The organism is Terrabacter sp. Soil811, assembly GCF_001429655.1.
In the GTDB taxonomy this organism is placed as follows: domain Bacteria; phylum Actinomycetota; class Actinomycetes; order Actinomycetales; family Dermatophilaceae; genus Terrabacter.
The window spans coordinates 950,904-964,941 of the sequence record NZ_LMSX01000008.1 but is presented as its reverse complement, the minus strand read 5'-3'; the positions used below and the strand labels follow the sequence as shown (position 1 = coordinate 964,941).

Here is a 14,038-nt window from a genome sequence, read left to right as displayed (position 1 = left end):
CCCAGGGCAAGGCCGAGCGGAGTGGAACACCCGGTGAACGAGGAGTCACACGACACCATGCAGTCCGTGCCGTCCGAGGACCTCGACCAGCCCCGACAGAGTCCGGTCGGTGCCGCCCCGCGGGTCGCCCACCTGCCCGGCACCGAGTCCGCCGGCTCCGGGGCCATGGGCCCGACCGGCCGTCCGCTGCCCGACTTCCCGACCCCCGTGCCGCTCTCGAGCCACGGGCCCGCGCGCATCATCGCCATGTGCAACCAGAAGGGCGGCGTCGGCAAGACGACGACGACGATCAACCTCGGTGCCGCGCTGGCCGAGCTCGGTCGCAAGGTCCTCGTCATCGACTTCGACCCGCAGGGTGCGCTCTCCGTCGGTCTCGGCGTCAACGCGCAGGAGCTCGACACGACGATCTACAACCTCCTCGTCGAGCGCGGCCACGAGATCCACGACGTCATCCAGCAGACGCGCACGCCCAACCTCGACCTCGTGCCGGCCAACATCGACCTGTCCGCGGCCGAGGTCCAGCTCGTCGGTGAGGTCGCCCGCGAGCAGATCCTCGCCCGCGTCCTGCGCCCCGTCGTCGACGAGTACGACCTCGTCCTCATCGACTGCCAGCCGTCGCTCGGCCTGCTCACGGTCAACGCCCTGACGGCCGCGCACGGCGTCATCATCCCGCTCGAGTGCGAGTTCTTCGCGATGCGCGGCGTCGCCCTGCTCATCGACACGATCGACAAGATCACCGACCGGCTCAACCCGCGCCTGCAGGTCGACGGCATCCTCGCCACCATGTACGACAGCCGGACCCTGCACAGCCGGGAGGTCGTGCGCTCGGTCGTCGACCACTTCGGCGAGCAGGTCTTCCACACGGTGATCAGCCGCACCGTGAAGTTCCCCGACGCGACCCTGGCCGCCGAGCCGATCACGTCCTACTCGTCCGAGCACTCCGGTGCCAACGCCTACCGCCAGCTCGCCCGTGAGCTCATCGCGCGCGGCGGCGCGGCCTGATCCGCAGTGATCTGATGACCGAGCAGGACACCGTCGACCGCCCCGCGGTCGACGCCGACGACGCTGCCGTGCCCCCGGACCCGATGGTCGAGGTAGCACCAGCCCAGGAGCTGACGCCCGGCGGTGTCATCACGCGACGCTCTGCAGCCCCCTTCGAGGTGCACCTCGACGTCTTCTCCGGGCCCTTCGACCTCCTGCTCGGCCTCATCAGCAAGCACAAGCTCGACATCACCGAGGTCGCCCTCGCCAAGGTCACCGACGAGTTCGTCGCGCACATCAAGACCGCCCAGGCAGCCAACAGCGACTGGGACCTCGGCCAGGCCTCGGAGTTCCTCCTCATCGCGGCGACCCTGCTCGACCTCAAGGCCTCGCGCCTGCTCCCGCAGTCGGGCCCCCAGGACGACGAGGACCTCGCGCTCATCGAGGCGCGTGACCTGCTCTTCGCCCGGCTCCTGCAGTACCGCGCCTACAAGGACATCGCGGCCACCTTCCGTGAGCGGATGGCCACGGCCGGCCGCATCACCCCGCGCCAGGCCGGTCTCGAGCCGGAGTTCGCGGCACTGCTGCCCGAGCTCGTCATCGCCATCACACCCGAGCAGTTCGCGATGATCGCCGCCCGGGCGATGACGCCGAAGGTGGCGCCCACCGTCGGGCTCGAGCACCTCCACGCACCGCAGGTCAGCGTCCGGGAGCAGGCGGCGATCATCGTCGAGCGCCTGCGCCACCGCGGACAGGTCTCGTTCCGCAGCCTCGTGGCCGACGCCGACAGCACCCTCGTCATCGTGGCGCGCTTCCTCGCCCTGCTCGAGCTGTTCAAGGAGGCGGCGATCGCCTTCGAGCAGGCCGAGGCGCTCGGCGAGCTCGACATCCGCTGGACGGGCACCGACGACGGCGACATCGCCATCGACGACGAGTTCGACGAGGACGACGAGGACGACGAGAACGAGGACGACGTCGAGGGCGCCGAGGGTGACGCGCCGACGCCGGACACCGAGCAGACGGGTGGCGACGCCACCTCACGAAGAGGAGCAGACGATGAGTGACCAGTCGGCGCAGGGGCCCGACGCGACCGTCGAGCCCGAGGTGCTCGGCGACCGCGAGGGTGCCGACGAGCAGATCGCCTTCGACATCAACGACTTCCCGGGCGGAGCCCGCTCGGCGCTCGAGGCCGTGCTCATGGTCGTCGACGAGCCGGTGACCGAGGTCGCCCTCGCGTCGGCACTCGAGCTGCCCGTCGACGACGTGCGGGTCCATCTGCACGCCCTCGAGGAGGAGTATGCCGCCGCGCAGCGCGGGTTCACCCTCCGCAGCGTGGCGGGCGGATGGCGCGTCTACAGCCGGTCCGACTTCGCGCCCGTGGTCGAGAAGTTCGTCCTCGACGGCCAGCAGGCCAAGCTGACCCAGGCCTCGCTCGAGACGCTCGCCGTCATCGCCTACCGCCAGCCGGTCTCCCGCGCCCGCGTCAGTGCCGTCCGCGGCGTCAACGTCGACGGCGTCGTCCGCACGCTGGCGTCGCGCGGCCTCATCGAGGAGGTCGAGGACGTGGGCGAGAGCGGTGCCATGCTCTTCCGCACGACCCCCTACTTCCTCCAGCGGATGGGACTGTCGTCGCTCGACGACCTCCCGGCGTTGGCGCCCTACCTCCCGGACGCCGACGTCATCGACGAGCTCATCGAGGAAGGACACGCATGAGCGAGTACTCCAGGTCCCCCCGCCAGCCGCGCAAGAAGGGGTCCGGGCCCACCGGAGGCCCCGGAAGCGTCGGCGGCGCCCGCCGTGGCGGCCGACCCGTGGCGGGCGGCAAGAGCGCCGGCGGCAAGACCGGCGGCAAGGGCTCCGGCCCGCGCTTCGCAGGCTCGACGAAGGCCAGCCAGCCCACCAGGCTGCCCGACCGCAAGCCCGCACCCGAGATCGACGTCCACGACCCCGACGGCGTGCGCCTGCAGAAGCTCATGGCCGCCGGCGGCGTCGGCTCGCGGCGTGTCTGCGAGAACCTCATCGAGCAGGGGCGCGTCGAGGTCGACGGCCAGATCGTCACGGAGCTCGGCGTGCGCATCAACCCGCAGACCCAGGTCGTCCACGTCGACGGCGTCCGCGTCAACCTCGACGAGGACCGCGTCTACCTCGCCTTCAACAAGCCCAAGGGCGTCGTGACGACGATGCACGACGAGCTCGGCCGCATCTCGCTCGAGGACTACGTCGGCAACCGCGAGCAGCGCCTCTTCCACGTGGGGCGTCTCGACGCCGACACCGAGGGTCTGCTCCTGCTCACCAACGACGGCGACCTCGCCCACCGGCTGCAGCACCCGGCATACGGCGTCCTCAAGACGTACGTCGCGACGATCCGCGGCCCGGTGCAGCGCGACGTCGGCAAGCGCCTGCGCGAGGGCGTCGAGCTCGAGGACGGTCCCGTCAGCGTCGACTCCTTCCGGATCGTCGACCACCAGCCGGGCAAGGCCATGGTCGAGGTGGTGCTCCACGAGGGCCGCAAGCACGTCGTGCGCCGCATGCTCGAGGCGGTCGGGCACCCGGTTCTCGAGCTCGTCCGCACCGAGGTCGGCCCGATCCGTCTCGCCGACCTCAAGTCCGGGCGCACCCGACGCCTCAACAAGGCCGAGATCGGGGCGCTCTACAAGGCCGCCGGTCTGTGATCCGGACGTCCCGGACCCGGGACGACCGGCTCGCTACGCTGACGGGGTGAGCACGCACGTCCGCATCGTCGGCGCTGGGCTGATCGGGACCAGTCTCGGGATCGCGCTGTCCAACAACGGATTTCGGGTGTCGCTGGACGACCCGTCACCGACGGCCGTCCAGCTGGCGCGCGACCTCCGGGCGGGCGAGATGGCCGAGGACGTGACGGACGCCCCGGACGTCGTCGTCGTCGCGGCGCCGCCCGACGTCGCCGCTCGCGTCGTCGTCGACGCGCTGGGCCGGTGGCCCGACGCAGTCGTCACCGACGTCGCCTCCGTCAAGGAGTCGGTGCTCCGCGTCGTCCTCGACTCGGGCGCCGACGCGAGCCGCTACGTCGGGTCACACCCGATGGCCGGTCGCGAGCGCTCGGGCGCCGCAGCCGCCCGGGCCGACCTCTTCGACGGCCGGGCGTGGGTCGTCGTGCCGCACGAGGCCTCGACCGACGCGGCGGTGCGTCGCGTGAGGGAGCTCGCCCTCGCCGTCGGCTCCGCCGTCCGGGTCATGCCGGCCCACGAGCACGACGAGGCCGTGGCAGCCGTCTCGCACGTGCCCCAGCTCGCGGCGAGCATCGTCGCCGCGTGCCTGCGCGAACTGCCCGAGTCCGCCGTCGGTCTCGCCGGCCAGGGACTGCGCGACGTGACCCGGATCGCGGCGAGCGACCCACGGCTGTGGACCCAGATCCTCGCCGGCAACGCACCCGCCGTGCGCGACGTCCTGCGCCACGTCCGCGACCAGGTCGACGACGTCGTCGGGGCCCTCGACACCCTCGTGGACGCCGACGGCGCCGGCTCGCTCGGCACGCTGAGCCGGGTCCTCGAGGCCGGCAACCTCGGCCACGCACGGATCCCCGGCAAGCACGGTGCGGCTCCCGCCGCGTACGAGGTCGTCTCCGTCGTCGTCCCCGACGAGCCGGGATCACTGGCCCGGCTGCTCACGGACGTCGGCCATGCCGGCATCAACCTCGAGGACCTCCACCTCGAGCACGGGCTCGGGCAGGCCGTCGGCGTCGCCGAGATCTCGGTCGTGCCCGCGTCCGTCGAGCCGTTGCGAGCCGAGCTGGCCCGCCTCGGCTGGCGCGTGCACGACTGACGGCGCCGCCCCTCGGGCGGGGCCGGGGACGGCCCGGTCGAGGCACTATCCTCGTCCGCATGTCGCAGACCCCCGAGGACCCCCTGTCCGGTTTCGTCATCGCTGTCGACGGTCCCTCGGGGTCCGGCAAGTCGAGCGTCAGCAAGCAGGTGGCCCGGTCCCTCGGCTACGGCTACCTCGACACCGGCGCGATGTACCGCGCCCTCACGTGGTGGTGCCTCCACGAGGGTGTGGACCTGACCGATGCCGACGCGATCACCGCTGCGGCGCAAGGCTTTCCGCTGTCCATCGGCACGGATCCCGACGCGCCTACCGTGGAGGTCGGCGGCACCGACGTCGCCGGTGCCATCCGCGAGACGGGGATCTCGACCAGCGTCTCCGCGGTCGCCACCGTCATCCCCGTGCGCGAGATCCTGCGGGTCCTCCAGCGCCGCCTCATCTCCGAGGCTGCCGCGGCCACCGGTGGCGTCGTCGCCGAGGGACGGGACATCACGACTGTGGTCGCCCCCGACGCGCCCGTGCGCATCCTGCTCACCGCGTCCGAGGAGGCCCGCCTCGCACGACGCTCGACCGAGCTGCACGGGGCCGCCGACGCCGACGCCGTCGCGGCGACCCGGTCGCAGATCGTCGACCGCGACAAGGCCGACTCCGCCGTGTCGGAGTTCACCGTGGCCGCCGACGGCGTCACGACGATCGACACGTCCCACCTCGACTTCGAGGGCTCGGTCGAGGCGGTGCTCCAGGTGGTCGAAGCGGCCCGGGCATGAGCCAGGCGGTCGCTCCCCATCCGAACCGGGCCCGGATCGGCCGCCCGATCGGCAAGGTCATCTTCAGCACCCTCTACCGGGGCCTGGCCCTGCACCCCGAGCGGGTGCCGCTCACGGGGCCGGTCATCCTCGTCGCCAACCACGCGGCGTTCCTCGACGGGCCCCTCGTCTTCGGCCTGGCGCCGCGCGCCGTGAGCTTCCTCGTCAAGCAGGAGGCCTTCTCGGGCTTCTGGGGCTGGACGATCCGCAACGTCGGCCAGATCCCCATCGACCGCTCCGTCGGGGACCGCGCGGCGTTGGCCTCGGCCAGCGCCGTCCTCGAGGGCGGGGGTGCGGTCGGGATCTTTCCCGAGGGCAACCGCGGTGACGGTGAGGTCCACCAGGTCAACCACGGGGCCGCCTGGATCGCGCTGCGCACCGACGCGCAGATCGTGCCGGTCGCGGTCAGCGGGACGCGCATCCCGGGCGCGACGAAGGACGACTGGCCGGCCTTCCGGTCGCGGCTTGTCGTCGACTTCGGGGACCCGTTCCGGCTCGTCGTCGACCCCTCTGCGCCCGGTCGGGACCGTCTCCGGCTGGCCAGTGACCACCTGCGGGACGCCCTCGCGTCACATGTACGCCGCTCGCGGGTGGAGAATGGTTCCTCAACAGACGTTCACTGATTCGAGGACACCGTGACTGACGAGACCGCCCGCCCCATCGACGAGGGCGCTCCGATCTCGACCGCCGACCCCTCCGTCGACGACGCCGCCGTGGAGCGCGCCCTGCGCGCCGGGCTCGACGACTTCGAGCTCAGCCCCGAGGACCAGGCGCTGCTCGACGCCCAGGGGCCGATCTCCGACGACGGCGCGGGGCAGGGCCCGCTGCCCGTCGTGGCCGTGGTCGGCCGACCCAACGTGGGCAAGTCGAGCCTGGTCAACCGCATCCTGCGGCGCCGCGAGGCCGTCGTCGAGGACGTGCCGGGTGTGACGCGTGACCGCGTCTCCTACGAGGCCGAGTGGGGCGGGCGCCGCTTCACCATCGTCGACACCGGCGGCTGGGAGGCGGACGCCACAGGCATCCACCTGCGCGTCGCCGAGCAGGCCGAGATCGCGATCGACCTCGCCGACGTCGTCATGTTCGTCGTCGACGCCACGGTCGGCGCGACGGACGACGACGAGGCGGTCGTCAAGCTGCTGCGCCGCTCCGGCAAGCCGGTGGTGCTCGTGGCCAACAAGGTCGACGACCAGCGCGGCGAAGCCGACGCGGCGATGCTGTGGAGCCTCGGCCTCGGCCAGCCGTTCCCGGTGTCCGCCGTGCACGGCCGCGGGAGCGGCGACGCCCTCGACGCCGTGCTCGAGGTGCTGCCCGACGTGTCCGCGCACGGCGCGTACGCCCAGGGTGGTCCGCGGCGGGTGGCGCTCGTCGGGCGCCCCAACGTCGGCAAGTCGAGCCTGCTCAACCGTCTCGCGGGGTCCGAGCGCGTCGTCGTCGACAACGTGGCCGGCACCACGCGTGACCCGGTCGACGAGCTCATCGAGCTCGGCGGCAAGACCTGGCGCTTCGTCGACACCGCCGGCATCCGGCGCCGCGTCCACCAGAGCCGGGGCGCGGACTTCTACGCGTCGCTGCGCACCCAGACGGCTTTGGAGAAGGCCGAGGTGGCCGTCGTGCTCATCGACGCCGAGGAGCCCATCGCCGAGCAGGACATCCGTGTCGTGCAGCAGGTCATCGACTCGGGCCGAGCCCTCGTCATCGCGTACAACAAGTGGGACACCCTCGACGAGGAGCGCCGCTACTACCTCGAGCGCGAGATCGAGAAGGAGCTCGTCCAGGTGCCGTGGGCACCCCGGGCCAACGTCTCCGCGCGCACGGGTCGTCACATGGACCGCCTCGTGCCCGCCATCGAGACCGCCCTCGAGTCGTGGGACACCCGTGTCCCCACCGGCCGGCTCAACGCCTTCCTCGGCGAGATCGTGGCCGCCCACCCGCACCCGCTGCGTGGTGGCAAGCAGCCCCGCATCCTCTTCGCGACCCAGGCCTCGACGCGTCCGCCGCGCTTCGTCATCTTCGCGTCGGGCTTCATCGAGGCCGGCTACCGCCGCTTCATCGAGCGTCGCCTGCGCGAGCAGTTCGGCTTCGAGGGCACGCCGATCGAGGTCTCGGTCCGCGTCCGCGAGAAGCGCCGGCGCTGACCTGCCGCTGTCCCGACGGGGCACACGGCCGCTCCCGGGGGCCGATTGGGACCAGCGGCATCCGGTGCGCTAATGTTCCTTTCGCCCCGAGGGGCATTCGGGCTGTGGCGCAGCTTGGTAGCGCACTTGACTGGGGGTCAAGGGGTCGCAGGTTCAAATCCTGTCAGCCCGACCGAACGACGAAGGGCCGCACTCTCCACGGAGAGGGCGGCCCTTCGTCGTGCCCTCGCTCGCGTGCTGGTCGCGCGTGCCGTCGACGGGGTCTGAATCTGCTTGTTGTGCAAGGTGTCCCGGCCGTCACTGCAAGGTCTCCGCCGTGGCCACAAGCAACCCGCAAGGTATGCGCAACGTTGTCCGAGGTGCCCCTGAATCGGCCGAAACGCGTGTCACTGTTCCCTCAGCAGCACACCAAGAACCGGTAAAGCCACTCGAGGGAAGGTCATGGGGATCACCATGCGCACTCAGAAGAAGTCCAGCTCCAAGAAGAAGAAGTCCGCAGCCTTCCTCGCAGCCGGGGTCATCGGCCTCGCAACCGCCGGCGGCGCCTACGCCTACTGGACGAGCCTTGGTGGCGGAAGCGGCACGGCCTCCACGCGGGCCGGCGCCGACAACGTCTTCCTCGTCACCGGCGGCAGCGCGACGGCGATGTTCCCCGGCGACTCGGCGCAGACGATCACGGCGACGGTCAAGAACACCGGCACCGAGAACTACAAGATCCAGGCGGTCAAGGCCTACGTCACGACGAACAAGTCGAACTGCGACGGCAGCGACTACAAGCTGAACGGCGCCGTGGCCCCGCTCACCGAGGCCACGGCCGTGTCGCTCTCCGTCGTTCCCGTCGACCTCGCGCCGGCCGCGACGACGACCGTCGACTACACCCTGCAGTTCAACAACAAGGCGACGAGCCAGGACGCCTGCAAGGGCGCCACGGTGACCATCAACTACATCGCCAGCTGAGACCCGGAAGGGGTGGGACGCCGCATCGACCCCGGCGCCCCGCCCCTTCCGCGTCCCTCGCAGGACCGCACAAAGCGCTGGCCCGCACCGACCACGACCGGGGGAGTCCCATGAAGACGCCGACGAACGCCAGGCACACCGCCCTGGCGCTGCTCGGCGTCTTCGTCGCGCTCCTCGTCACGGTCCACGGGATGCCCCGTGCGGCCTCGGGTCAGTCTGTCGTCAGCCCCGTCATCACCTCGCGTCCGGCCGACCCGTCAGCCAGCACGACGGCGACGTTCGCCTTCGCGGCCCTGTCGGGTGCCGCCTTCCGGTGCGCCCGCGACGGGTCCACCTTCACGGCGTGCGCGAGCCCGGTCACCTACACCGGCCTCACGCAGGGCAGGCACACCTTCAGCATCGTGACGGTCGTTGCCGGCACGGAGAGCATCCCCACGGCCTACGACTGGGTCGTCGACACCGTGGCACCGCCCGCTCCCGTGCTGACCACGGTGCCGGCGAACCCCACGAGCAACGCCACGAACACCGCGAGCTGGACCAGCGCCGAGGCGGGGGCCGCGTTCCGCTGCTCCCTCGAGAACGGCCCCTGGACCACGTGCACGTCGCCGCTGACGTGGGTCATCGACACCTCGAACAACGGACAGCACCAGCTCGCCGTCCAGGCCGTCGATGCAGCGGGCAACGTCTCCGCGACGACGGCCTACGCGTTCAAGTACCAGAAGGGCCTGCCCGAGAGCGGCGTGCCCTTCACCGTCGCGGGGAGCGTCGGTGACCTCGTGCCGGGCGTGTGGCGTCCCCTCTCGGTGACGGTCACGAACCCGAACCCCGTCACCATCAGGGTCTCGGCGCTGACGGTCGCCGTCGCGGCCGACAGCACCCCGCCCGGCTGCACCTCGGCAGCGAACCTCGAGCTGCGCCAGCCCTCGGTCACGACGAGCTCCGTGCTGCTCGTCGCGTCCCGCGGCTCGGTCACCCTTCCCGACCAGGGAGTGGCGACCGCGGAGATCCGCCTGCGCAACCTGCCGACCGTCAACCAGGACGTCTGCAAGAACAAGAGCTTCGCGCTCACGTGGTCGGGCACGGCGAGCAACTGATGCCTGCCCCGACACCCCCGAAGACGCGCGCACGCCGTGCAGCCCCGAGCCGCGGCGTGCGCGCCCTCCACGTCACCGTCCTGCTGGCGGTGCTCATGACGGTGTCCGGCACTGCCTGGGCGTCCTGGACCGTGACCGGACGCGGCGCCGGCACGGCCCCGACGGCAACCCTCACGGCCCCGACGTCGGTCACGGCCACGGCAGCCGCCGGGGCCACGACCGTGTCCGTCGCATGGTCCGCGCCGACGACGGGGGTGGCCCCCACGGGCTACCGCATCGACCGCACCGACGTCGGCAGCGCTGCCACCGTCGCCGCCTGCGGCACGTCGCCCTCCTCGCTCCTCGCCACGACATCCTGCAACGACGCGTCGGTGCCTGACGGGAGCTACCGCTACACCGTCGTCGCCGTGCGCTCCGGGTGGACGGCGACGAGCGCATCGAGCGCCTCCGTGACCGTCCTGGCCTCGGTTGGCACGACCACCTCGGTGACGTCGTCGGCCAACCCGTCGGTGGTGGGCCAGTCCGTGACCTACACCGCCACCGTCAGCGCGGCCTCCGGGACACCGACCGGGGCGGTCGCGTTCCGCGACGGCGGCTCCGCGATCACGTGCGCCGGCGGCTCCCAGACGCTCAGCTCCGGCACCGCGACGTGCACGGTGCCCCAGGCGTCCGCCGGCACCCGGTCGATCACGGCGGCGTATGCCGGGTCGGCACCGTACGCGGCATCGTCGTCGTCCTCGCTGTCGCAGGTCGTCGCCCCGGCATCGACGACGACGTCACTCACGTCGTCGGCGAACCCTTCGGCCGTCGGTCAGCCCGTGACCTACACGGCCAGCGTGTCGGTGTCCGCGCCCGGAGGCGGCGCCCCGAGCGGGACGGTCACCTTCAAGGACGGCTCGACGCCCCTGGCCTGCGCGGGCGGCACGCAGACCCTCGGCTCCGGATCGGCGACCTGCGTGGTGACCCACACCGCTGCCGGGACGCGCAGCGTCACCGCCGTCTACTCCGGCTCGGCCGACCACCTCACGTCCACCTCGCCGACCGTCAACCAGGTCGTCGGGCCGGCGGCCACGACGACCACCCTGACGACCTCGGCGCAGACGGTCCGGAGCGGCCAGAGCGTCACCTACACCGCGACCGTGGCGGCCACGGCTCCCGGCGGGGGAGTGCCGACCGGCACCGTGACCTTCAAGGACGGCTCGACCGTGATCAGCTGCTCGTCCGGCACACAGACCCTCAGCGCGTCGGGTGTCGCCACCTGCACGACGACCTTCACGACGACCGGCACCCGGTCGGTCACGGCGGCGTATGCCGGCACGACGAACCACTCGGCGTCGACGTCCGCATCGCTGAGCCAGGGGGTCGTCAACGGCCAGGCGGCTGGGCTCGTCTTCTCGAACGTCACCGTGGGTGGCACCTCGGTGACTCCGAGCTGCACCGGCACGGTTGGCTCCTCGTACAGCTGCACGGTGCCCGGCGGCAACAACGCGGTCGTCGTGGCGAACGTCGGGTTCGCGAGCAGCACGCAGGCGCCGGTGCCCTACAGCGGCGCGACCGAGAGCATCGGCTGGACCTCGTCGGGCAAGACCGCCGGCGCAGGGACCGTCACCGTGGCCCCGAACGCCACGACCTCGTCCGCCACGGTGACGGCGACGAAGAACGGCGTGAACCCCGCCTCCGTCACGGTGACGTTCACCGAGGCCGGTGGGTCGACGTGGACCGCGGTGCTGACGGTCTCCTGAGCGTCAGCCTCCCCGGAGTCCCCGGAGTCCCCGGAGTAGTCCGAGTCCCCGAGGGCTCAGGCGCGACGGGTCAGCGCGTCGGCCCTGGCCCGGACGGCCTTGAGGCTCCGGCGCGTGCGTCGGCGGGCGCCGGCGTAGATCTCGCGGCTCCGTGACGGCCTGCTGCCGGGGTCGACGGTCAGGGTCCAGTAGTCGGTCGACTTCTTGACCGAGGCCACGGTCGGCTTCCGGTAGGGCGGGTCGAGGGTGAGGTGCGGGCGCTCCCAGGCCACGTTCCGCTTGACGACCTTCGCCGGTGAGCCCGCGCCGACGACGTTGTTGGGCAGGGACCGCGTCACGACCGAGCGCATGCCGACGACGGTGCCGTCGCCGATGGTCACGCCACCGAGGACGCAGGCGCCGAGGCCGAGCCACACGTGGTTGCCGATGACGATCGACCTGGCCGCGTTGACGCGCTTGCCGGTGCGGACGTCGAAGATGGGGTGGCCGTCGTCGGCGCGGATCTGGATGTCGGACGCGATCATGACGTCGTCGCCGATCGTGATCGACGTGCCCTCCGCCGTCGACATGGCCACCGTCGTCGTCGACGACACGTTCTTGCCGATGCGCACCTGGCAGCCGTCCCCGACGCGGATCGCCGCGCGCAGACCCGGCACGCCGCGGCTGCTGCCGATCTCCACGAGGCCGTCGTCGCAGTCGAAGTCGACGAAGAGCTGGGCGATGTTCTGCTGGCTCGCGACACGCAGGACGTTGTTGCGTCCCTTGAACTTCACCCGGATGTTCTTGTCGACGCTCCCGCTGAACTCGATGCGGTTCCCCCGGTCGTCGTCGTACGCCTCGAGGGTCGTCACATGGTTCATGGCGGCGAGCCTAGTGGTTGCTGAGAACTGGTTGAAAGCCCGACGAGCGCGGGCAGACTCGAGCTGCGAGGTGACCTGCGCAGATGCCCGTCGCGGGTGGTGCCGGTCCCTCGGTGACGGCACGAACCGGTCAGGAGGAGGACATTCTCGAGCGTGCCTCGGCCCGCGTCGTGGGTGCCGGCGGCCCGCTCGCAGCCCGGACGAGGTCACCCGCGGTGGGGCCCTGGTGCTCCGACTCGTCGACCGTGCGCGGCTCACCCCGGCCGCGTCCGTCGCCGTCCACCGGCGCACGCGTCCGCGCTGCACCGACGGTGAGGGCCGCGACCGCCGTCGTGACGGGTACGGCGAGCACGAGGCCGATGGCGCTGGCGAGCGTGCGCACGATCTCCTCCGAGAGCGACTCCGTCTGGAGCATCTCGAGCACAGGCCGCTCGTAGAGGAAGAGGAGGAGCAGCACGGGTAGCGCCGCACCGGCATACGCGAAGACGATCGTGTAGATCGTCGAGGCGATGTGGTCGCGCCCGATGCGCATGCCCGACTGGAAGAGCGCCCGTCGCCCCATCGAGGGGGCCGCCGCACGCAGCTCCCACACGGCCGAGGACTGCGTGATCGTCACGTCATTGAGGACGCCCAGACCGGCCACGATGATCGCGCACGTCAGCAGCTCGCGCGGGTTCATCGTCGTGACGAAGGAGGCCAGGGTGGCGCCCTCGTCGTTGGCGACCCCGCTGAGGCGTGCCAGGTCGACGGCGAGCAGACCCAGACCGGCCGTGACCGCGACGCCGAAGAGCGTGCCGGCGAGGGCCGTGCTCGTCCGCACCGAGAGCCCGTGGGCGAGGTAGAGCACGACGAACATGATCGCCGAGGAGCCGATGAGGGCCACGAGCAGCCCCGACTGGCCCTCGAGCAGGGCCGGCAGCATGAACTTGACGACGACGAAGCCGCCGAAGACGAGACCGGCGAGAGCCAGGATCCCGCGCCACCGCGCGACCACCGCCACGACGACGAGGAAGAGCGCGAGCATGAGCGACAGGGGAGCCCCGCGCTGCACCTGGAGGAAGGAGTACGTCTCGGGCTGGGTGTCCTGTGGCGGGGTCCGCAGCAGCATGACGGTGTCGCCCTCGCGCAGGCCCGACGTGGAGACCGTGGGAGGCACCGAGACGGACACGACCGGACGCACGTCGCCGGACGTCGCGGTGGGTTGCTCGAGCTGCACCGTGATCGCGCCGCAGGTCGGGTTGCCATCGACGACGTCACCGCCCTGACCGCCGGCGGGGCCGGCCGCCGTGCTGCCCTCGGCACCCTCGCAGACCGGGAGGACCCGCTGGACCTCGGCGACGGGAAAGGTCACCCCGGGAGCCGCGAAGTCGGACGTGCCCACCCGGACGGCCGCCTGCGACTCCGCCGGCCAGTAGCGCACGAGACCGAAGATCGTGGCCGCGGCAGCGAGCGTGATCAGGAGGGTGAGGCCGACCCGGGCCAGCGTGCTGACGGCGACGGTGCCGGACGCTGCACGGGCTCCGTGGGCATGGCTGTGTGAGTGTCCGCCGGGCATGGTGCCGAGTGTGCCAGAGCAGACCGGCGGGGACGCACCCGCGGCACCGCCCCTCGCACGTTCCGCGCGGACTCCGTCCTCGCTCGACGAGGGGTCGTGTCCGGATC

At 71.7% G+C, this 14,038-nt stretch carries 13 protein-coding genes and 1 tRNA gene; 12 read left to right on the top strand and 2 right to left on the bottom strand.

The genetic code is table 11. The annotated features are described in order from the left end of the window. Positions 1-165: 165 nt before the first annotated feature. From ASH01_RS14875 to ASH01_RS14820, 12 genes are all read left to right on the top strand, one after another. Positions 166-1,002, top strand: a complete 837-nt coding sequence (locus tag ASH01_RS14875; RefSeq protein ID WP_200959089.1) for a ParA family protein — start codon at positions 166-168, stop codon at positions 1,000-1,002. Between the two features lie 14 nt (positions 1,003-1,016). Next, positions 1,017-2,045 (top strand): segregation and condensation protein A, encoded by a 1,029-nt coding sequence (locus ASH01_RS14870; RefSeq protein ID WP_082619855.1) that lies wholly within the window; start codon positions 1,017-1,019, stop codon positions 2,043-2,045. Then, positions 2,038-2,694: an SMC-Scp complex subunit ScpB gene (gene scpB / locus ASH01_RS14865; RefSeq protein ID WP_056777184.1), complete on the top strand. Its 657-nt coding sequence runs from the start codon at positions 2,038-2,040 to the stop codon at positions 2,692-2,694. Before ASH01_RS14870 ends, scpB begins: the two co-directional genes overlap by 8 nt. Further along, positions 2,691-3,653, top strand: a complete 963-nt coding sequence (locus ASH01_RS14860) for a pseudouridine synthase (protein WP_056777181.1) — start codon at positions 2,691-2,693, stop codon at positions 3,651-3,653. Before scpB ends, ASH01_RS14860 begins: the two co-directional genes overlap by 4 nt. A gap of 46 nt (positions 3,654-3,699) precedes the next feature. Continuing rightward, positions 3,700-4,782 (top strand): prephenate dehydrogenase, encoded by a 1,083-nt coding sequence (locus tag ASH01_RS14855; protein ID WP_056777178.1) that lies wholly within the window; start codon positions 3,700-3,702, stop codon positions 4,780-4,782. Positions 4,783-4,841: 59 nt separating this feature from the next. Continuing rightward, complete coding sequence (gene cmk, locus ASH01_RS14850; RefSeq protein WP_056777177.1) at positions 4,842-5,549, top strand: (d)CMP kinase; 708 nt, start codon at positions 4,842-4,844, stop codon at positions 5,547-5,549. After that, positions 5,546-6,211 (top strand): lysophospholipid acyltransferase family protein, encoded by a 666-nt coding sequence (locus ASH01_RS14845; protein ID WP_056777173.1) that lies wholly within the window; start codon positions 5,546-5,548, stop codon positions 6,209-6,211. The genes cmk and ASH01_RS14845 overlap by 4 nt, the downstream gene beginning before the upstream one ends. 12 nt (positions 6,212-6,223) lie before the next feature. Further along, on the top strand, positions 6,224-7,723 hold the full coding sequence (gene der / locus ASH01_RS14840) for a ribosome biogenesis GTPase Der (protein WP_056777170.1): 1,500 nt from the start codon (positions 6,224-6,226) through the stop codon (positions 7,721-7,723). Between the two features lie 98 nt (positions 7,724-7,821). Continuing rightward, a tRNA-Pro gene (locus ASH01_RS14835) sits at positions 7,822-7,895 on the top strand. 281 nt (positions 7,896-8,176) lie between these two features. Continuing rightward, positions 8,177-8,680 carry a hypothetical protein gene (locus ASH01_RS14830; RefSeq protein ID WP_156415579.1) on the top strand — a complete coding sequence of 168 codons (504 nt, stop codon included), beginning with the start codon at positions 8,177-8,179 and terminating at the stop codon, positions 8,678-8,680. A gap of 110 nt (positions 8,681-8,790) precedes the next feature. Next, complete coding sequence (locus ASH01_RS14825) at positions 8,791-9,774, top strand: hypothetical protein (protein ID WP_056777164.1); 984 nt, start codon at positions 8,791-8,793, stop codon at positions 9,772-9,774. After that, positions 9,774-11,516, top strand: a complete 1,743-nt coding sequence (locus ASH01_RS14820; protein WP_156415578.1) for an Ig-like domain-containing protein — start codon at positions 9,774-9,776, stop codon at positions 11,514-11,516. Before ASH01_RS14825 ends, ASH01_RS14820 begins: the two co-directional genes overlap by 1 nt. 56 nt (positions 11,517-11,572) lie before the next feature. Here the strand turns inward: ASH01_RS14820 and ASH01_RS14815 are convergent, their stop codons facing one another. Together ASH01_RS14815 and ASH01_RS14810 are read right to left on the bottom strand one after the other, a co-directional pair. Further along, positions 11,573-12,376, bottom strand: coding sequence for an acyltransferase (locus ASH01_RS14815; protein ID WP_304437916.1), 804 nt, complete (start codon positions 12,374-12,376; stop codon positions 11,573-11,575). Positions 12,377-12,506: 130 nt separating this feature from the next. Continuing rightward, complete coding sequence (locus ASH01_RS14810) at positions 12,507-13,931, bottom strand: YibE/F family protein (protein WP_056777156.1); 1,425 nt, start codon at positions 13,929-13,931, stop codon at positions 12,507-12,509. Positions 13,932-14,038: the final 107 nt, after the last annotated feature.

Coding starts and splice junctions, on each gene's coding strand:
- ASH01_RS14820 (WP_156415578.1), top strand. CDS start 9,774: ATGCCTGCCCCGACACCCCCGAAGACGCGCGCACGCCGTGCAGCCCCG.
- cmk (WP_056777177.1), top strand. CDS start 4,842: ATGTCGCAGACCCCCGAGGACCCCCTGTCCGGTTTCGTCATCGCTGTC.
- scpB (WP_056777184.1), top strand. CDS start 2,038: ATGAGTGACCAGTCGGCGCAGGGGCCCGACGCGACCGTCGAGCCCGAG.
- ASH01_RS14860 (WP_056777181.1), top strand. CDS start 2,691: ATGAGCGAGTACTCCAGGTCCCCCCGCCAGCCGCGCAAGAAGGGGTCC.
- ASH01_RS14825 (WP_056777164.1), top strand. CDS start 8,791: ATGAAGACGCCGACGAACGCCAGGCACACCGCCCTGGCGCTGCTCGGC.
- ASH01_RS14875 (WP_200959089.1), top strand. CDS start 166: ATGGGCCCGACCGGCCGTCCGCTGCCCGACTTCCCGACCCCCGTGCCG.
- ASH01_RS14870 (WP_082619855.1), top strand. CDS start 1,017: ATGACCGAGCAGGACACCGTCGACCGCCCCGCGGTCGACGCCGACGAC.
- ASH01_RS14845 (WP_056777173.1), top strand. CDS start 5,546: ATGAGCCAGGCGGTCGCTCCCCATCCGAACCGGGCCCGGATCGGCCGC.
- ASH01_RS14830 (WP_156415579.1), top strand. CDS start 8,177: ATGCGCACTCAGAAGAAGTCCAGCTCCAAGAAGAAGAAGTCCGCAGCC.
- ASH01_RS14810 (WP_056777156.1), bottom strand. CDS start 13,931: ATGCCCGGCGGACACTCACACAGCCATGCCCACGGAGCCCGTGCAGCG.
- ASH01_RS14815 (WP_304437916.1), bottom strand. CDS start 12,376: ATGAACCATGTGACGACCCTCGAGGCGTACGACGACGACCGGGGGAAC.